At 62.3% G+C, this 17,472-nt stretch carries 17 protein-coding genes and 1 tRNA gene; 9 read left to right on the top strand and 9 right to left on the bottom strand.

Translation table 11 applies throughout. The features are described from left to right. Nucleotides 1-11: 11 nt before the first annotated feature. Nucleotides 12-1,031 carry a ketol-acid reductoisomerase gene (gene ilvC / locus G6N74_RS07485; protein WP_165115948.1) on the top strand — a complete coding sequence of 340 codons (1,020 nt, stop codon included), beginning with the start codon at nt 12-14 and terminating at the stop codon, nt 1,029-1,031. A gap of 57 nt (nt 1,032-1,088) precedes the next feature. Here ilvC and G6N74_RS07480 read toward each other — a convergent pair whose 3' ends face one another. Beyond that, nucleotides 1,089-1,382 (bottom strand): PilZ domain-containing protein, encoded by a 294-nt coding sequence (locus tag G6N74_RS07480; RefSeq protein ID WP_165115946.1) that lies wholly within the window; start codon nt 1,380-1,382, stop codon nt 1,089-1,091. A gap of 166 nt (nt 1,383-1,548) precedes the next feature. Beyond that, on the bottom strand, nt 1,549-2,175 hold the full coding sequence (locus G6N74_RS07475; protein ID WP_165115944.1) for a BA14K family protein: 627 nt from the start codon (nt 2,173-2,175) through the stop codon (nt 1,549-1,551). A gap of 154 nt (nt 2,176-2,329) precedes the next feature. Between G6N74_RS07475 and G6N74_RS07470 the strand changes: the two genes are divergently transcribed. Both G6N74_RS07470 and G6N74_RS07465 read left to right on the top strand, forming a co-directional pair. Next, on the top strand, nt 2,330-3,442 hold the full coding sequence (locus G6N74_RS07470; protein WP_165115942.1) for an endonuclease/exonuclease/phosphatase family protein: 1,113 nt from the start codon (nt 2,330-2,332) through the stop codon (nt 3,440-3,442). A gap of 4 nt (nt 3,443-3,446) precedes the next feature. Further along, nucleotides 3,447-4,163, top strand: coding sequence for a hypothetical protein (locus G6N74_RS07465; RefSeq protein WP_165115940.1), 717 nt, complete (start codon nt 3,447-3,449; stop codon nt 4,161-4,163). Nucleotides 4,164-4,171: 8 nt separating this feature from the next. Here the strand turns inward: G6N74_RS07465 and G6N74_RS07460 are convergent, their stop codons facing one another. Genes G6N74_RS07460 through G6N74_RS07450 form a run of 3 tightly spaced genes read right to left on the bottom strand, consistent with a single transcriptional unit; the run spans nt 4,172 to nt 7,379 of the window. Further along, on the bottom strand, nt 4,172-5,380 hold the full coding sequence (locus tag G6N74_RS07460; RefSeq protein WP_165115938.1) for an ABC transporter permease: 1,209 nt from the start codon (nt 5,378-5,380) through the stop codon (nt 4,172-4,174). Beyond that, on the bottom strand, nt 5,380-6,084 hold the full coding sequence (locus G6N74_RS07455; protein WP_165115936.1) for an ABC transporter ATP-binding protein: 705 nt from the start codon (nt 6,082-6,084) through the stop codon (nt 5,380-5,382). The genes G6N74_RS07460 and G6N74_RS07455 overlap by 1 nt, the downstream gene beginning before the upstream one ends. A 5-nt stretch (nt 6,085-6,089) precedes the next feature. Next, nucleotides 6,090-7,379, bottom strand: a complete 1,290-nt coding sequence (locus G6N74_RS07450) for an efflux RND transporter periplasmic adaptor subunit (protein WP_165115934.1) — start codon at nt 7,377-7,379, stop codon at nt 6,090-6,092. A gap of 112 nt (nt 7,380-7,491) precedes the next feature. Between G6N74_RS07450 and G6N74_RS07445 the strand changes: the two genes are divergently transcribed. From G6N74_RS07445 to G6N74_RS31150, 3 genes are all read left to right on the top strand, one after another. Further along, nucleotides 7,492-8,400: a PhzF family protein gene (locus G6N74_RS07445; RefSeq protein ID WP_165115932.1), complete on the top strand. Its 909-nt coding sequence runs from the start codon at nt 7,492-7,494 to the stop codon at nt 8,398-8,400. Between the two features lie 108 nt (nt 8,401-8,508). Further along, nucleotides 8,509-8,584: transfer RNA gene (locus tag G6N74_RS07440), tRNA-Lys, on the top strand. Nucleotides 8,585-8,824: 240 nt separating this feature from the next. Continuing rightward, entirely contained in the window at nt 8,825-10,219 is a 1,395-nt protein-coding gene (locus G6N74_RS31150) for a calcium-binding protein (RefSeq protein WP_165115930.1), read from the top strand. Nucleotides 10,220-10,282: 63 nt separating this feature from the next. Here G6N74_RS31150 and G6N74_RS07430 read toward each other — a convergent pair whose 3' ends face one another. Continuing rightward, nucleotides 10,283-11,452 (bottom strand): trans-sulfuration enzyme family protein, encoded by a 1,170-nt coding sequence (locus tag G6N74_RS07430; RefSeq protein WP_165115928.1) that lies wholly within the window; start codon nt 11,450-11,452, stop codon nt 10,283-10,285. After that, nucleotides 11,449-12,837, bottom strand: coding sequence for a pyridoxal-phosphate dependent enzyme (locus tag G6N74_RS07425; RefSeq protein WP_165115926.1), 1,389 nt, complete (start codon nt 12,835-12,837; stop codon nt 11,449-11,451). Before G6N74_RS07425 ends, G6N74_RS07430 begins: the two co-directional genes overlap by 4 nt. Nucleotides 12,838-13,150: 313 nt before the next feature. Between G6N74_RS07425 and G6N74_RS07420 the strand changes: the two genes are divergently transcribed. Next, nucleotides 13,151-13,315 (top strand): hypothetical protein, encoded by a 165-nt coding sequence (locus G6N74_RS07420; RefSeq protein ID WP_165115924.1) that lies wholly within the window; start codon nt 13,151-13,153, stop codon nt 13,313-13,315. Between the two features lie 135 nt (nt 13,316-13,450). Here G6N74_RS07420 and G6N74_RS07415 read toward each other — a convergent pair whose 3' ends face one another. Further along, nucleotides 13,451-13,687 carry a hypothetical protein gene (locus tag G6N74_RS07415; RefSeq protein WP_165115922.1) on the bottom strand — a complete coding sequence of 79 codons (237 nt, stop codon included), beginning with the start codon at nt 13,685-13,687 and terminating at the stop codon, nt 13,451-13,453. A gap of 123 nt (nt 13,688-13,810) precedes the next feature. Then, nucleotides 13,811-14,683, bottom strand: coding sequence for a DMT family transporter (locus G6N74_RS07410; protein WP_165115920.1), 873 nt, complete (start codon nt 14,681-14,683; stop codon nt 13,811-13,813). Nucleotides 14,684-14,807: 124 nt separating this feature from the next. Between G6N74_RS07410 and G6N74_RS07405 the strand changes: the two genes are divergently transcribed. Then, on the top strand, nt 14,808-15,986 hold the full coding sequence (locus G6N74_RS07405; protein ID WP_165115918.1) for a BaiN/RdsA family NAD(P)/FAD-dependent oxidoreductase: 1,179 nt from the start codon (nt 14,808-14,810) through the stop codon (nt 15,984-15,986). Further along, nucleotides 15,944-17,410 carry an SNF2-related protein gene (locus tag G6N74_RS07400; RefSeq protein WP_205826572.1) on the top strand — a complete coding sequence of 489 codons (1,467 nt, stop codon included), beginning with the start codon at nt 15,944-15,946 and terminating at the stop codon, nt 17,408-17,410. Before G6N74_RS07405 ends, G6N74_RS07400 begins: the two co-directional genes overlap by 43 nt. Nucleotides 17,411-17,472 lie beyond the last annotated feature (62 nt).

Raw genomic sequence — 17,472 nt, 5'->3', positions numbered from 1 at the left:
AGGAAGACAAAATGCGCGTTTATTACGATAGTGATGCCGATCTCAATCTGATCAAGGGCAAGAAGGTCGCCATCATCGGCTATGGCTCGCAGGGCCGCGCCCATGCGCTCAACCTCAAGGATTCCGGCGCCAAGGAACTTGCCGTCGCCCTGAAGGCCGGCTCGGCAACCGCCAAGAAGGTCGAGGCAGATGGCCTCAAGGTCATGACCGTCGCAGAAGCCGCCAAGTGGGCCGACCTGATGATGATGGCGACGCCTGACGAACTGCAGGCCGACATCTATCGCGACGAGATCGCGCCGAACATCCGCGACGGTGCCGCAATCGCCTTCGCGCACGGCCTCAACGTGCATTTCGGCCTGATCGAGCCGAAGAAGACCGTCGACGTTCTGATGGTCGCGCCGAAGGGCCCGGGCCACACGGTGCGCGGTGAATACCAGAAGGGCGGCGGCGTGCCTTGCCTCGTTGCCGTCCATCACGACGCTTCCGGCAACGCGCTCGACCTCGGTCTGTCCTATGCCTGCGGCGTTGGCGGCGGCCGTTCGGGCATCATCGAAACCAACTTCAAGGAAGAGTGCGAAACCGATCTGTTCGGTGAGCAGGTCGTTCTCTGCGGCGGTCTGGTCGAACTGATCCGCGCCGGTTTCGAGACGCTGGTCGAAGGTGGCTACGCGCCTGAAATGGCCTATTTCGAGTGCCTGCACGAAGTGAAGCTGATCGTCGACCTGATCTATGAAGGCGGCATCGCCAACATGAACTACTCGATCTCCAACACTGCCGAGTGGGGCGAATATGTTTCGGGCCCGCGCATCATCACCGCCGAGACCAAGGCCGAGATGAAGCGCGTGCTGAAGGACATCCAGACCGGCAAGTTCACCTCCGACTGGATGCAGGAATATCGTTCGGGCGCTGCCCGCTTCAAGGGCATCCGCCGCATGAACGACAGCCACCAGATCGAGGAAGTCGGTTCGAAGCTGCGCGCCATGATGCCGTGGATCGCCAAGAACCAGCTGGTCGACAAGGCGAAGAACTAAGCTGACTCAGCATCAGGTTTAGCGAAGCCGGCGGAGCAATCCGCCGGCTTTTCCGCGTCAGCCGTAGTGCCAGCTGGGCTTGGGTTCGGTGCCGGTGAACTGGACGCCAATGCGATCATCCTTGCGCCAGCGCACGACGGACCTGTAGGCGATGCCGTCGACCGGTACATAAAGCAGGAACTCCGGTGGAACCTGCGAATAGATCGAGATCTTAAGCTCCGCGCCATCCTTGTGCATGTTGCGGATGGTGCATTTGACCTCGGAATTGGTGATACCGCTCAGGATCGATGCACCCTTCAGCACACGCTGGCGGTGTTGGCGTCTGTTCTCGGCATCTTCAGGCTCAGCCACGCGGAGCTCCCCAAAACGCTTGCGCGGTGTGATTTGACGGTCTGCCAAAATCATATGTTCCGACGCTCAAGAAATCCTTAAGCCATCGCTTAAATGCCCTGCGGCGGACGCAAAAACGGCGCCGTCGGGGACGGCGCCGTTTCTCAATGCAGTGGAAGACCAACCGTCAGCTGTAAGGCGACCAGCACTGCTGCCGCGGCCCGCCATAGGGCTGGAACGTGTTGTCATAGGCGCGATAAGACCGGTAGCGGTTGTAGCACCAGTTCACATGCGCGCGAGAAAGCCGGGCACGCTGATAGCGGCGTGGCTGAACGTAGCGATATTGAGGTTCGACATAGCGGTAGGTCGGAGCCGAGAAATTGAAATAGATGCCGGAGCCGCCGTAGTACCCGTCATAGCCGCCGTAGCCACCATAGCCGCCGTAGTAGGGACGCGGACGGTGGTGACGATAGCGCCAGTTTTCGTTGTTGCGCCAGCGCGGGCGATCCCAGTTGCGGCGCGGCCTCTCCCAATTGCCCGGACGGTTCCATCCCTGCCGGTATTCGCGGTCACGCTGACGGATGACAACTCCGCCGCCACCGCCGCCGCGACGGAAGCATGATGAGCCCGGCGGGCAGCCCGGCTCCCATTCGCCGCTGCCGACCCTTATGAGCGGCAGAGCGTTGTCCGTGGCCGGCGCCATGCCCTGCAATGGGGCCGTGGCGGGAAGAGCGAGTGCCGGCGCAGAAACGCCAGCCAGAACGCCGAGGGCGATCAGCCCCGAGCGCACCAATGACGAAAGGTTCGGTTTCATTGAAATCTCCAGAGGAACAACTTCTGCAAGCCATTGCCCAACTGCGATCATGATCGAACTTTGACCCTGAACGGTCGATGAACGGACGTTTCCGATTCCTGAAACTGCAACCGGCCCTTGTTTTTGACCGTGCTTGCGGGCAAAGCTCGCGCCCATGTCGCTGCGCCTCGCCACCTTCAATGTCGAAAACCTCATGAACAGGTTCGACTATTCCGGTTACCGCAACCAGCTCAATCAGGACCGGACGCTGGCCCTGTTCGAGATCAAGGACGAAGCGGAGTACCGGCTTCTCGAACAGGCCCGCGCCATCGCCCACACCGACGACATGCGCCAGCTCACGGCGCTGGCGATCGCCGAGACGCGCGCCGACATCATCTGCATGCAGGAGGTCGACAATATCGAGGCGCTGCGTGCCTTCGAGTATGGCTATCTGTTCAAGATGGTCGGGCAGGGTTATCGCCAGAAATACACGACCTCCGGCAACGATACGCGCGGCATCGATGTTGCCGTGATGATGCGAACTGAAACGGCGGATGGCGAGCCGATCGAATTCGTGCGGATGACCAGCCACGCCCATGTGACCTACGAGGAATTCGGGCTCCAGTCGCCGGAGCTCACCGCAACCGGTAACGAGCCGTTTGAGCGGATTTTCCGGCGCGACTGTTTGGAGATCGACGTCAAGATCGGCGGGCGGCCACTCACCATCTACTCCGTCCATTTCAAATCCATGGGCAGTCCGCGAAATGGCGTGCCGGGCCGCGATGCCTCCATGCCGATCCGCGAAGCCGAGGCCAAGGCGGTGCGCCGCATCATCGAGGATCGGTTCGGCAAGGATCAGACTGCCGGCAAGCGCTGGGTGATCTGCGGCGACTTCAACGACTATCGCCAGCGCGTGGTCATCGGCGGCGGCTCGCATGCCGGATATGATTTCACCGTGGTCAATGAAACGCAGTCGTGCCTCAACGTGCTGCTTGCCGACGGCTTTGCCGAAAACCTCGTCGAAAGACGCCCCGAAATCGACCGCTGGACGCTCTACCATACGCGGGGACCGGAGGAACGGCATCTGTGCCAGCTCGACTATATCCTCGTGTCGCCGTCGCTTGCGCGGGAAAATGCCGGCGCGGTGCCGGATATCGTCCGCAAGGGGCAGCCCTGGCGCACGATCTTCCCGCCCGGCCAGGAAGTCGAGCGATACCCGCGCGCCGGCTGGGACCGACCGAAAGCCTCCGATCACTGCCCCGTCGCGGTGACGCTGAACATCAGGTAATTCGATGGATTTCGAGATTCCACGCAACACCATCCTGCCGGTGGACGGCATAGAAGTCCGGCTCGATGCCTCGCCGCATCCCTTCGAACTGGCCAACGCGGCGGCGATCGAGGAAAACTGGCTGGCGGAAAAAGCCGCCAATCCGGCATTGTTCGACGGCACGGTGGTGCTGCTCTCCGGGCTTTCCTACAAGGCTGGAAGGCTGGAAGGGGTTTGCCATGCGGTGCGCTTCGCCACCTTCATGCATTGGCGCAAGCATCGTGCGGTCTCAGGCGGCGAGCACGCCTATGCGCATGCCATGCTGGTGTCGCGCGACGATGCGCTGATTGCCATCCGCATGGGCGCGCATACGGTCAATGCCGGACGCGTCTATTTCGCAGCCGGTTCGTTCGAGCCGATCGATTTCGTCGATGGCATCGCCGACCTCCATTTCAACATGGTTAGGGAAGTGGACGAGGAAACCGGCATCAACATCAGCCATCTCGTGCGCGGCAAGCGCTATCACGCCTACTCGACCGAGGCAGGCACCGTGATCTTCCGCCGCTACTATATCGACGAGAACGCCGACGTCATTGCCGAAGCCATTCGCGAGTTCGTAGCCGCCGATCCTGAACCGGAGATCGAAGCTCCGGTCATCATCCGCGGCCCGGATGACCGGCCTGAAGGGTTGATGCCTCACATGGTGCCGCTGATCGAGTGGCATTTTTCGGTAACGGAATAGCGCTACGCCTACTCGTGCCGTAGCGCGTCGATCGGATCCAGTCTTGCCCCACGGAGGGCCGGGAAGAAGCCGAACACCATCCCGATCAGTGCCGAGAAGCCGACCGCAAGTAGGATGATTGGAATGCTCGGCGCAAAGGGGATGGATAGCGTCAGCGAAGCCGCTCCCGCAAGCGCCAGGCCGATGGCAATGCCGATGAGGCCGCCGAGCAGCGACAGCACCGTTGCTTCGACCAGGAACTGGATGAGGATGTGCTTTTCATGCGCGCCGATGGCCAGCCTGATGCCGATCTCGCGCGTGCGCTCCGTCACCGAAACCAGCATGATGTTCATGATGCCGATGCCGCCGACAAGCAGGCTGACGCCGGCGACAGCGCCCAGCATGCCGGTCATGGTGGTGGTGGCGCTGGTCATGGCGTCGGCGATCTGGGTCATGTCGCGGACTTCGAAATTGTCGTCGGCGTCGGGTGCGAGGCGCCGCGTGTCGCGCATGATGCCTTCGATGCTTTCCTGCACCGCCGAGGTGGCGACGCCGTCCTGCGCGGCGATGTAGACCGCGTCGATGTTGCGGTTGCCGGCGATGCGTCGCTGGAATGCTCCGAGCGGCATCATCACGACGGCGTCCTGGTCCTGCCCGAAACCGGATGTGCCCTTGGCCTGCAGCACGCCGATGACCTTGCAGCTCGTCTTGTTGACGCGCACCGACATGCCGTCGGGATCGCCGGCGCCGAAAAACTGCTGGCGCACCGTTTCGCCGAGGATGCAGACGCCGGCGCCGCTGCGTACCTCCGATTCGGAAAAGATGCGGCCGCTCGAGACATCCCAGTCGCGCGCGATGAAGAAATCCGTATCTGTGCCCGTCACTTGGGCGGCGATGTTTTCCGCGCCATAGACGACGCGTACGGTGCTTTGAGATGCGGCCGAAACCGCCTTGGCGTTGGTCAGCCCCTTGCGCAGGCCGATCAGGTCCCGCTCTTCCAGCCGTCGCGGCGTGAAGGAGGTCGAGCCGCCGCGCTCGGGCCGGGCGGCGCGCACGACGAGCAGGTTGCTGCCGAGCTTGGAAATGTCGTTCTTGACCTTTTCCGTCGTGCCCGAGCCAATCGTGATCATGGCGATGACGGCGGCAACGCCGATGACGATGCCGAGCAGCGTCAGGAACGAGCGCAGCACGTTGCGGCGGACAGAAAGCAGAGCGAGGCGGATGGTTTCCCAGAGCATCAGGCAGCCTTCCGGTTCAATTGGTCGGAGGCGATGTGGCCGTCGAGGAAGCCGATCGTGCGCTGGGCGTAGGCGGCGATATCGGCCTCATGCGTGACCATGACGACGGTCAGGCCAAGATCCTGATTGAGACGCGTCAGCAGTTCCATGATCTCATGGCTGCGCGCGGTGTCGAGATTGCCGGTTGGCTCGTCGGCCACCAGAAGCGTCGGCTTGGTAACGATGGCGCGGGCGATTGCCACGCGCTGTTGCTGGCCGCCGGAAAGCTCGGCGGGTGTGTGGCCCTGCCGGCCGAGCAGGCCGACCTGTTCCAGCGCTTCGGCTGCCAGCTTGTGCCGCTCGCTGGCCGGCGCGCCGCGGTAGATCAGCGGCAGTTCGACGTTTTCGGCGGCCGTCGTGCGCGGCAGCAAATTGTAGCCCTGAAAGACGAAGCCGACATAGAGATTGCGCAGCACAGCGCGCCGGTTGCGGTCGAGCCGTCCGGCATCGACGCCTAGAAAGCCATAGCGCCCGGAGGTCGGCGTATCCAGGCAGCCGATGATGTTCATGGCGGTCGATTTGCCGGAACCTGACGGACCCATGATCGCGACGAACTCGCCGCGCCGGATCGACAGGTCGACGCCCGCCAGGGCATGAACGCTGGCTTCGCCTTCGCCGTAGGTCTTCCACACCTGATCGAATGTTATGAGCGGCTTTTCTGTCATGGCGTTCAGCCCCGCGTCTGGCTGCCGGTGATGATGAGATCGCCGGCCGAGACGCCGGAAACGATCTCGGTATCCTCGCCATTCGTCGAGCCGGTCTTGACCTTGACCGCCTCCGGCTGGCCATCCTTCAGCACATAAAGCGTGCGCGTGCCGTCGGATGCCGCGGCTTGACGCTGGCGCTGGCCGCCGCCGGGCCTGCCCATGCGCGGCATGAACAGGTTCTGCAGGCTCCAGCCACGCCTCGTATCGGCCGCAGGCGGGCGAAAGCGGAAGGCAGCGCTCGGCACGGTGAGGATATCGTTGGCCTCGCGCGTGATGACGGTGACCGTGGCGGTCATGCCGGGCCGCAGGAGCAGTTCGGCGTTGTCGACAGCCAGGCGGGCATTGTAGGTCACCACGCCTTCCGTGGTGGTCGAGGCATAGGAGATGTCTCGGATGTCGGCGTCGAAGCGGCGATCAGGGAAGGCATCGACGGTGAAGCGCGCCTTCTGGCCGCGCGCAACCGAGCCTATGTCGGCCTCGTCGACGGCAGCCTGGAGTTCCATCTGCTTGAGATCGGCGGCAATGACGAACAGGACCGGCGCCTGCAATGAGGAGGCGACCGTCTGGCCGGGATCGACCGAACGGGTCAGGATGACGCCGTCGATCGGCGCATAGATGGTGCTCTTGGCGAGGTCGGCCTGTTGCAGCTTCAGATCGGCAGCCGCGATTGCCAGATTGGCCTCGGCACTTGCCACTGCGCTCTCGGCGCGGTCGCGCGCGGCCTGCGCCGTGTCGAGGATCTGATCGGCGACCATGCCGCGTGCGGAAAGCTGGCGCGAACGGGCCAGCGTCTGCCCGGTTTCCTTCAGCGTGGTCTTGGCATCCAGAACCTTTGCCTCGGCAGCCTTGACGGAAGCCTCGGCGCGTTCGATCTGGGCGAGCAGCCGGGTGGTGTCGAGCGCGGCAAGCACGTCGCCCTTTCGCACTTCCTGATTTTCCTCGGCGGAAACCGAGCGGACGACGCCGGAGAGCTCGCTGGAAATATCGACCTGGGTCAGCGGCTGCAATGTCCCGGTTGCCGAGACTTCAACGACGAGATTGCCGGTTTCGGCAGGAACGGTGGTGTAGCTTATCTTGGCGGATGACGGCTCGGAGAACAGGTAATATCCGCCGCCGGCGACGAGCGCGAGACCGACGAGCGCATAAATCCAGCCGCGCCGACGCTTGCGTCCGCGTCCCTTGTTGTCGAGGCCAAGAGCGGCTTCGACCGTCGCTGGAGTTTCCGTCACTGGCCGATTGACAATCTGGTCCATGCCGGCCCCCTATGCATGCGAAAATCCCTATATCTCGACAACTCGTGGTTAGAGCCGAGGATTACAAGTTAAATTTCGCTCATGTTTGGGGCGAGAAACAGGAAGAAAGCCGATGAAGGGCAGGAAATACCTCGTCTATGACGTGTTCACGGGCGAAAGGCTGGCCGGCAATCCGCTCGCCGTCGTGCTCGATTGCGATGGCCTTGATACGGAGGGGATGCAGCGCATAGCGCGCGAGTTCAACCTGTCGGAAACGTCGTTCGTGCTGCCGCCGGAAAACCCCAAGCACAAGGCAAGGGTGCGTATCTTCACGCCGGTCTATGAGATGCCCTTTGCCGGTCATCCGACCGTTGGCACGGCGATCGCGCTGGCAGAACTGGACAGCAGCCGCACGGACGAGATTTTCGTGCTGGAGGAGAATATCGGGCTGTTTCGCTGCGCGATCTCGCGTAGCGAAACAGGCATCTTTGCGGAGTTCGACATTCCCGAGTTGTCAAAGCAATCGGAACTGACGGTGGAGCCCGAAGTGATCGGTGCGGCCCTTGGCCTCGACCCGCACGAGATCGGCTTCGAGAATCACCGCGTCGGCCTGTGGTCGGCCGGCGTGCCTTATCTGACTGTGCCGGTGGCGAATCTCGATGTCGCCAAGCGGGCGAGACTCGACAGCCCGGCCTGGCTGGAGTTCACACCGAGACGCACCGACGGCAAGCCGGCCAGCGCCTATGTCTACACGCGCGACACGGTCCATCACGACAGCAGTTTTCATGCGCGCATGTTCGTGGCTGGCAGTCCATCTTATGAGGATCCGGCGACCGGATCGGCTGCGGCGGCCTTTTCCGGTGCGATCACGCATTTCGATGCGCCGAGCGACGGTCCTGCGCGATTCTGGATCGAGCAAGGCATGGAAATGGGGCGACCATCGCGCATCCGGCTGGAAATCGACGTGGAGGGCGGCAAACTGACCGCCGCGCGCATAGGTGGCAATGCCGTCAAGATCGCCGAGGGAATGCTGTTTGCATAAATGACGCAGGCGAAAATGAACTTTGACAACGAATGATTGATTTAGGGGGCTGGACAGGCCGGAAAGGTATGGCTATATCCCGCGCCAACACCGGTTCGCCGGTGGAGTGGGTGCGTAGCTCAGTTGGTAGAGCAGCTGACTCTTAATCAGCGGGTCACAGGTTCGATCCCTGTCGCACCCACCACTTTCTTCCTTTAACATCAATAGCTTGCTTCGGCTTGATGCGGTTCGATCCGCGCCGAGGCGCTTCAGTCGCACCGGCTTTATGCAACTGCTGTGCGGCTCGCCTTGGCGAAGTTCGTAATACGGCGGCATGTGTCGTATCGAAGAACTTTGTCGTGCAATGGTCTTCATTGCCGGCCTATGTTACCCGGTGAATGGCGTTCGCAGCCCTGTCTCGCCGGATAACGAAGGGAAGAACACGATGCCGACCTTAAGCAATGGCAGTGAGCTGAACGTCTGGGAAGACGTCAACAATGAGAGCCCCGACGCGGTTCTGTTTTCCATAACGGAAACCGACGGCGACGTTCTCGGGCCGACAGGGGCGCACACGGATTTTCCGTTCGGCTGGGTCGATGTGGCTTCAGTGGATGTTTTCGACGGCTTCTTCACCGTCTCCACCTTCACCAATGACGGCAGGACCGAGCTCTTCACGACGATAGAAACGGCCGTCTTCGACAATGACGGCAACTATATCCGCACGCTGTCCGATCAGGCCGCCTATCTGTCCACCCAGATCGTCTCCGTCAGCGCCGACAGCCCGAACGACATCACCGTGACATGGACGGGTGCCAACGAATATTATGGCGGCGAAAACACCCAGTATGGCCAGCATCAGATCATCCTGGATGGCGGCACACTGCAGCCCGACACCTTCATCAATCACGCGCCCACGGTCAGCAATCTGAGCTTCACGCTTGCGCCGGGGCAATCTCTCGACGACATCAAGTTCAGCGCGGCGGATGCCGATTACGATCTGCTCAGCTTCGTCGTTGTCGACGGGCCGGACCACGGCACGCTGCAGCAGGAAACGAAATACGAGGCCGGTTATTACCCGTTTCACCAGGGCCATTATTTCGACAGCCTGCACTATCACGCGGATTATCTGAACGGGAACCTGTTCGATTATGCGCCCGAGGCAGGCTTTATCGGCACCGATACGTTCACCGTCTATGCCACTGACGGCCAAGGCAATAGCAATGTCGCGACCATTACCATCACGGTCGCTCCGCCACCCGAATCGATCACACTGACCGACGCGAAAGACGTTGTCAGCTACAAGAACTACGATCACGCCGTGCTGGTCGCCGCCAATGGCGGCAACGACCGCATCACTGGCAGCAAGTTCAACGATTCCCTCGACGGCGGTGCAGGCAATGATCGTCTGCGGGGCGGTGCGGGCAATGATGAAATCACTGGCGGCGCGGGCAATGACCGGCTTCGCGGCGGCGCTGGCAACGACATTCTCAATGGTGGTGCCGGCCATGACCGGCTGTCGGGTGGGGCGGGCAATGATACCTTCGTCTTCGATACCGCGCCCGGTTCAGCGAATCACGACAGGATCCTCGACTTCAGCTCCGCCGACGACATTATTCAGCTCGACAGCACCGTCTTTGCAGGGCTTGCAGCCGGTGCGCTGGATGCCGGGGCCTTGGTGATCGGCAAATCCGCCGTCGATGAAAACGACCGCATCATCTACAACAAGGCCTCCGGCAATCTGCTGTACGATGCGGACGGCGCCGGCGGCGCGGCAGCAGTCAAATTCGCCGCTGTGAGCCACGGCACATCGCTCACCGCAGGCGACTTTTTTATCGTCTAGGCGCAAATTCCCGACGGCCAGTTGTGCATTGGCCGTCTCGGAGCGCTTTGAGAAAAATCGCTTCTATCCCGCCAGCGCCTGGTCCAAATCCGCGATCAGGTCGTCGCCGTCCTCGATGCCCGCCGAAATGCGCACCAGCGAATCGGAGATGCCGAGCGCTGCACGTTGTTCTGCAGGAATGCTGCCGTGGGTCATCAAGGCAGGGTGCTCGATCAGGCTTTCGACGCCGCCCAGGCTTTCGGCCAGCGCGAAAAGCTGCGTGCGTTCCAGAAAGCGTTTCGTCGCGGCGAGGTCGCGGTCGAATTCGACCGTGATCATGCCGCCGAAGGCGTGCATCTGCGCCTTGGCGATTGTGCGCTGGGGGTGGCTTTCGAGGCCTGGGTAGATGACGCGACGGACATCGGAACGGCTTTCCAGCCATTTTGCGATCTTCGTGCCGTTCTGCGAATGCCTTTCAACCCGCAACGCCAGCGTCTTCAGGCCGCGCAGAGCCAGAAAGCTGTCGAACGGTCCTGAAATCGCGCCGATGGCGTTTTGCAGGAATTTCAGTTGGTCGAAGATTTCCTTGTTTTCGCCGACCACCGCGCAGCCGCCGACCATGTCGGAATGGCCGTTGAGATATTTGGTGGTCGAGTGGACGACGATGTCGATGCCGAGTTCCAGCGGCCGCTGGATGTAGGGGCTGGCGAAGGTGTTGTCGGCGACTGAGATCAAGCCCTTGCGGCGCGCAAGGGCAGCCACGCCTTCAAGATCGACGATGCGCAGCAGCGGGTTGGTCGGCGTCTCCACCCAGAGCATCTTCGTCTCCGGCCGGATTGCGGCCTCGACTTTGGCGAGGTCGGTGAAGTCGACAAAGGTGATGTCGAGATTGGCCGTGCGTTTGCGCACCCTCTGGAGCAGCCGGAACGTCCCGCCATAAATGTCGTCGGTGGCGACGATGTGCGCGCCGGCATCGAGCAGTTCCAGCACGGTGGCGATTGCGGCTAGGCCCGAGGCGAAGGCAAAGCCGGCCGAGCCGCTTTCGAGGTCGGCGATGGCGCGCTCGAAGGCGAACCGCGTCGGGTTCTGGCTGCGCGCATATTCAAAACCCTTGTGCACGCCGGGGCTCTGCTGGGCATAGGTCGAGGTGGCGTAGATCGGCACCATCACCGCGCCGGTGGTCGGGTCGTGGCTCTGGCCGCCATGAATTGTGCGGGTGGCGAAAGCCAGGCGGTTCTTCGGCGAAGTGGTCATCGTGCGCGCCTCAAATGGTTGATCAGGTCGATGCGGGTGATGAGACCGACGAATTCGTCACCGTCGAAGATGATGGCGACCTCGTTGCGGTCGAAGACGGGCAGCAGAGAATCCAGTGTCTGGCTAGCCTGGAGCGTGTGGAGTTCCGAACTCATGGCCGAGTTGACCGGGGCGTTGAAACGATCCCAGCGGCTGTCATAGGGGCCATCGACCACGGCCAGCACGTCGCTCTCATCGATGATGCCGACGAGTTTACCGTCGTCGAGCACCGGCAGTTGCGAAACGTCGGCACGGCGCATGCGGCCGTAGGCTGTCAGCAGGCTGTCGCCGGGGCCGGCGAAGACGGTGCCACCCTCGCGGTGCGAGCGGGCGACCAGATCGCGCAGATCGCCATGGTTGTCGCGCTCGGAGAGGCCCTGTTCGGCCAGCCAGAAATCGTCGAACACCTTGGAGAGATATTTGTTGCCGCTGTCGCAGACGAAGGTCACGACCCGCTTCGGGGTCGTCTGTTCGCGGCAATAGCGCAGTGCGGCCGACAAAAGCGTACCGGAGGAGGAGCCGGCGAGAATACCTTCCCGGGACAGCAGGTCGCGCACGGCCAGCATGCTGGCCTTGTCGGGGATCGAATAGGCCTTGGAGACCAGCGACAGGTCGGCGTTGGGCGGCACGAAGTCCTCGCCGATGCCTTCCACGGTCCAGCTGCCGGCCTCTTCCATCTTGCCGGTCTTGATCAACGGCGCCAGCACCGAGCCGACGGGGTCGGCCAGCACCATCTCGGTCTGCGGCGAGACTCGGCTGAAGAAGCGGCCGAGGCCGGTGAGGGTGCCGCCGGACCCGACGCCAACGACTACGGCATCGACCTTGTGCTCGAGCTGTTCCCAGATTTCCGGCCCGGTCGTGGTTTCGTGGGCCAGCGGATTGGCCGGATTGGCGAACTGGTTGACGTAGAAGGCGCCGGGAATGCCGGCTGCGATCTTCTCGGCCATGTCCTGATAATATTCCGGGTGGCCCTTGCCGACATCCGAGCGGGTGAGCCGTACGTCGGCGCCCAATGCGCGCAGATGCTGGATCTTTTCGCGCGACATCTTGTCGGGCACGACGAGGATGATGCGGTAGCCCTTGGGAATGCCGACTTGCGCAAGGCCAAGGCCGGTGTTGCCTGCCGTTGCCTCGACGATCGTGCCGCCGGGCGCCAGGCGTCCGTAGCGTTCTGCATCGGCGATCATGGAAAGCGCGATGCGGTCCTTGATCGAGCCGCCGGGGTTCTGGCTCTCGAGCTTGATGAAGAGCCGGCACTTGCCGGTGTCGAATTTCGTCAGCTCGACCACCGGCGTCTCGCCGATCAGGTCGAGCACCGAGGAATAGGGCTTGCGCAGACGTGTCATCGTTCCTCCGATTCTCGCATACGGCGGCTTCGGCCGCTCTGGCCCGGTTCGACCCGCGGTGCCGGGCGGGTGTCATGTTACAGATAGCAGTCGCGGCAGGTTTTCACACCCGTTCGGCATAATCTGGAATTGAATTCTATCTGGGGCAAACCGCTCGCAGACAGAAGCCAAATAAGTCTAACAATAACGGCATAATCGAAATTTGAATCCTTCTTCGGTTTTCCTGCAGTGGATGCCGCATCCGGTTCGTGCTGGAACAGTTGACTTGAAGCAGTGTGGTCAGGCAAATGCATCGGGCCGAACGGAGGACGACATGGCGAGAATTCTGCTTGTGCTGACAGCTTTGACGGTTCTGTCCGGCGGCCTGCTTACGGGCTGCGCTTCAGACGACGGCTATGCGAGCTGGAGCAAGCGCGAGGAAACGATGACGCCGTTGAAGAAGCGGACGGATCGCGGCGGCGGCCTGTCGGGCAACTGAGGTTCGAGCCGCAAGCTGGCGGCGATTTCAGTCTTGCCCGCACGGGATCGGACCGTTGCAGGCAATGGAGACAAGTGACAACGAGCGTGGACGCCTCACAAGGTCAGGCAATCGCAAGCCGTTGAGCGGTTCAGCTCAAGCCGTGGCTTTTTCCTCGTCGCTGTCGTCTTCGGCTACGACTTCGTCGCCGTCTTCATCTTCGTCCTCTTCGTCGCCCGCCATTTCGTCGAGCACCTCTTCGCCGGCTACAAGCGCCTCCTCTTCGGAGTCGTATGGACCGACCCGTTCGTCATCGCCGCTGATCGAGTAGTACCACTTGTCGTCATCGTTCTTCTGATGGGCCGTCACCTTGGCAGTCTGATCGTCGGACATGGTCGTCTCCGTTGGTGTCCAGGTACCAGCGCAGCTTAGTTTTGGGTGTGTATCGGCGGTATGACAGGGGCGCGCATATCGGCAGCGATCTACCGAGAACGCACCGATTTAAGGCCAGCGACGTCAGGCCGGCGCGACTCGTCGGCCGCGTGCCATGAGATTGAGCAGGTTGCCGCCGAGAATGAGGGCAGCCCCCAGGGCGGTGAACATGTCGATGCGCTCTGAATAGACCAGCCAGCCGAGAAGCGCGGTTGCCGGAACGCGTACGAAATCCATAGGCATTACGACCGTCGCGTCAGCGTGAGCCACCGCACGCGCCATGCAGTAGTGCGCGTAGGAACCGGCGAAGGCGATGACGAAAATCCACGGCCAGACATGAGCAGAAGGCCAATTCCACTCATGCAGCGCCGGGATCAGGCCGATGACCGACTGGATGACCAGCATCCAGAAGATGATCTTTACCGCGCTGTCCTTCCGCGTCAGCGCCTTCACCAGCACGAAGGAAATGGCGAAGCAGACCGCAGCGGCGAGCACGACAAGCTGGCCGGCATTGACCTCGGCAATGCCCGGCCGGACGATGACGGTGACGCCGATCAGCCCGAACACGATCGCGCCCGTCTTCCAGATATTCATGCGCTCGCCAAGGAAGGCCATGGCGAGCAGGGCGGTCCAGATCGGCGCCGTGAACTCGATGGCGATGAGTTGGGCAAGCGGGATAAGCGTCAGCGCGAAGAGCCAGAGGGCCTGGCCGGCATAGTGGGCGATGTTGCGGGATAGATGCTGCAAGGGCAGCGTCGTCCTCATCGCCCTGATGCCGCCGCTGCGCAGCACCAGCGGGTAAAGCATTACCAAGCCGATCACGGAGCGCATTTCCATCACCTGAAAAACGTTCAGTTCCCTGGTTGTTTCGCGCCCGGCGATGGTCATGGCGAGCATGCAGGCAAGCGAACCGGCCATCCACAGGGCTGCCTTGAGATTGGATTGGGGCGCGATCATTGCCGACTTATGCGGCAGGTTTCACGGTGGCTGCAACCACTACGATAGATCATTCGCATGGACCACGGCACTCCACATCGCGTGCTTCCTGGTGTAGTTGAGCGCTTGCAAGCGGAGCGGCGTTTTGAATTCAGTCGATGTTCTGGTGATAGGGGCGGGCGCAGCCGGCATGATGTGCGCCATCGAGGCGGGCAAACGCGGCCGCTCGGTGCTCGTCATCGATCACGCTTCCAAGCCGGGCGAGAAGATACGCATTTCCGGCGGCGGGCGCTGCAACTTCACCAATATCCACGCCAGCCCGAAGAATTTCATCTCGCAGAACCCGCATTTCTGCATTTCGGCGCTCAGCCGCTATATGCAGCGGGATTTCATCGCGCTGGTCGAGCGATACGGCATTGCCTATCACGAAAAGACGCTCGGCCAGCTCTTTTGCGATGGCTCCTCCACGCAGATCATCGACATGCTCCTCTCCGAGATGAAAAAGCATGGTGCGGCGCTGAGGCTGGCGACGCGCGCCGAGCGGATCGACAGGGTCGACGGCGGCTTTGCGGTCAAGCTGACGGACGGCGCAGTTCGTTGCCAATCGCTGGTGGTGGCGAGCGGCGGCAAGTCGATCCCGAAAATGGGCGCGACCGGATTTGGTTATGAAGTGGCGGCCCAATTCGGGGTACGGGTGGTGGAAACGCGCCCGGCGCTGGTGCCGCTGACCTTCGACCAGAACACGCTGGAACGGCTGAAGCCGCTGTCCGGCAATGCGGTGGACGCTGTCGTGTCCTGCGGCAAGACGAAATTCTCCGAAGCCATGCTGTTCACCCATCGCGGCGTCAGCGGGCCTTCGATCCTGCAGATTTCATCCTATTGGCGCGAGGGCGACGAGATCGCCATTTCGATGGCGCCGGGAACCAACATCTTCGAAACCCTGCGCACTGCGCGCGCGCAGAACGGCAAACAGGCGCTGCAGACGGCCTTGTCTGTGCATCTGCCGAAGAAGCTGGCGCAGACGATCGCCGAAGAGCTCGGCATGACGAGCCATCTTGCCGATCTTTCCGACAAGCAGTTTCGGGTTGCCGAAAGCAGGGTGAACGGCTGGCGCATCAAGCCGGCCGGCTCGGAGGGCTACCGCACGGCCGAGGTGACGCTTGGGGGCATCGACACCCGCGATCTCGATTCCAAGACGATGGCGGCGAAAGCGGTACCGGGGCTTTATTTCATCGGCGAGGTTGTCGACGTAACCGGTTGGCTCGGCGGCTATAATTTCCAATGGGCGTGGTCGTCCGGCTGGTGCGCGGGGCAGGCGGCATGAGCATCGTCATGGACGGGGTCTTGCCGGATGACACTGATTTCGTCCCACGCCCGCATCAGCTCGTCGCGCGGGATGCCATTCTGGCTGCGCGCGAAAAGGGGCGTCCGGGCTTCCTGCTCGGCGATCTGACCGGCCTCGGCAAGACGCTGTCGGCGTGGCTGGCCGTCTCGGCGATGCCGGGGGCGGACATACTGGTCATTTGCCCCAAGGGCGCCATTCCGCAGTGGCGACGCACCATCGCCCGGTCCCCGGATGCCGGAAAGCGTGTCACCATCATGAATTTCGAGCGGACAAAATCGCTGCTGGCGCCGCCTGCCGTCAGCACCAAGCGCTCGACGCGGGCGAAGAACAACGAGCTTGCCCGCCATGGCGCGCCTAAGCGCATCTGGCCGATCGTCATCATCGACGAGAGCCACCGCATCCGCAATCCGGGCGCGCAGCAGGGGCTGGTGTGCCGGCAGATGGCGGCGGCGGCCAATTTCACCATCTATATGAGTGCCACCGCCGGCCAGTCGCCGCACGAACTGTCTTATCTCGGCAAGTTGCTGGCCTATGCGACCGGCGGCGCAAGCGGCGAGATCGACGATTTCCGCAAGCTGATGAAGCGGCTGGGCATCGGCCGCGCCAAGGGGCGTTGGAAGAACTGGTCGTGGGAGCCGAACGAGACCGACCGAAAGACGATGTCGGACCTTCTCTACCGCGGCGAGAACGCCATCGGCATGCGCCGCCGCCCCGAAGACATCGCCGGCTGGCCGGAAGTTCAGCGCGAACTGGCGCCGACGGCGCTCGATGCCGCCGGCCAGCGGCTCTACGATTCGACATGGCGCGAATTCCGCCGCGAACTCGGGCTTCTGGGCGGCAGCACGCGTCGTGCCGCCGGCTGGGCCGCCGATCTGCGCTTTCGCCAGAAAGCCAGCCTGATCCGGACGACCGGTACGGCTGAATTCGCCGACGATCTTCTTGCCAACGGCCAGCAGGTGGCGATCTCGGTGGCGTTCCTTGAAACCAGCTCCATGCTGGCCGAAAAGCTTTCCGGGCGCGGCTGGACGGTCGGTGAAATCAACGGCGAACAGTCGGGCGATGCCAATGAGCGGACGCGTGTCGCCTTCCAGACCGGCAAGCTCGACGCCGTCATCTTCACCGTTACCGAATCGATTTCGCTGCATCAGGGCGAGATGCCGGGCGGCGAGCGCGAGCGTTCGCTGGTGGTGCATGATATGCGCCACAGCGCCATCCAGCTTCAGCAGATCGAAGGCCGCTGCCATCGCGACGGCAAGCGCGCCATCATCTACTACGCCTATGCCGAAGGCACGGTGGAGGAGCGCATCGGTGCTACCGTCATCGCCCGGATGATGTCGATGGACGGCATGGCCGGCGACGACACGCGACTGCTTGAGGAAATCGCGGCGGTGGTGGGCGTTTAGGAAACCATTTTCGTCACCCCCCGCTGGTGCGCCGGAAAAATGGCTGTGGCGCTGCTTCCTGG

Origin of the sequence: Mesorhizobium zhangyense, assembly GCF_011045115.1 — a bacterium.
Taxonomy (GTDB): domain Bacteria; phylum Pseudomonadota; class Alphaproteobacteria; order Rhizobiales; family Rhizobiaceae; genus Mesorhizobium_M; species Mesorhizobium_M zhangyense.
The sequence above is the reverse complement of the archived record's forward strand: the minus strand, read 5'-3'. Positions and strand labels throughout refer to the sequence as shown.

What these genes read in the sequence shown, in the direction of transcription:
- G6N74_RS07470 (WP_165115942.1), top strand. Translation starts at nt 2,330, where the DNA reads ATGTCGCTGCGCCTCGCCACCTTCAATGTCGAAAACCTCATGAACAGG.
- ilvC (WP_165115948.1), top strand. Translation starts at nt 12, where the DNA reads ATGCGCGTTTATTACGATAGTGATGCCGATCTCAATCTGATCAAGGGC.
- G6N74_RS07430 (WP_165115928.1), bottom strand. Translation starts at nt 11,452, where the DNA reads ATGACCACTTCGCCGAAGAACCGCCTGGCTTTCGCCACCCGCACAATT.
- G6N74_RS07425 (WP_165115926.1), bottom strand. Translation starts at nt 12,837, where the DNA reads ATGACACGTCTGCGCAAGCCCTATTCCTCGGTGCTCGACCTGATCGGC.
- G6N74_RS07415 (WP_165115922.1), bottom strand. Translation starts at nt 13,687, where the DNA reads ATGTCCGACGATCAGACTGCCAAGGTGACGGCCCATCAGAAGAACGAT.
- G6N74_RS31150 (WP_165115930.1), top strand. Translation starts at nt 8,825, where the DNA reads ATGCCGACCTTAAGCAATGGCAGTGAGCTGAACGTCTGGGAAGACGTC.
- G6N74_RS07400 (WP_205826572.1), top strand. Translation starts at nt 15,944, where the DNA reads ATGGGCGTGGTCGTCCGGCTGGTGCGCGGGGCAGGCGGCATGAGCATC.
- G6N74_RS07445 (WP_165115932.1), top strand. Translation starts at nt 7,492, where the DNA reads ATGAAGGGCAGGAAATACCTCGTCTATGACGTGTTCACGGGCGAAAGG.
- G6N74_RS07460 (WP_165115938.1), bottom strand. Translation starts at nt 5,380, where the DNA reads ATGCTCTGGGAAACCATCCGCCTCGCTCTGCTTTCTGTCCGCCGCAAC.
- G6N74_RS07410 (WP_165115920.1), bottom strand. Translation starts at nt 14,683, where the DNA reads ATGATCGCGCCCCAATCCAATCTCAAGGCAGCCCTGTGGATGGCCGGT.
- G6N74_RS07450 (WP_165115934.1), bottom strand. Translation starts at nt 7,379, where the DNA reads ATGGACCAGATTGTCAATCGGCCAGTGACGGAAACTCCAGCGACGGTC.
- G6N74_RS07465 (WP_165115940.1), top strand. Translation starts at nt 3,447, where the DNA reads ATGGATTTCGAGATTCCACGCAACACCATCCTGCCGGTGGACGGCATA.
- G6N74_RS07475 (WP_165115944.1), bottom strand. Translation starts at nt 2,175, where the DNA reads ATGAAACCGAACCTTTCGTCATTGGTGCGCTCGGGGCTGATCGCCCTC.
- G6N74_RS07455 (WP_165115936.1), bottom strand. Translation starts at nt 6,084, where the DNA reads ATGACAGAAAAGCCGCTCATAACATTCGATCAGGTGTGGAAGACCTAC.
- G6N74_RS07420 (WP_165115924.1), top strand. Translation starts at nt 13,151, where the DNA reads ATGGCGAGAATTCTGCTTGTGCTGACAGCTTTGACGGTTCTGTCCGGC.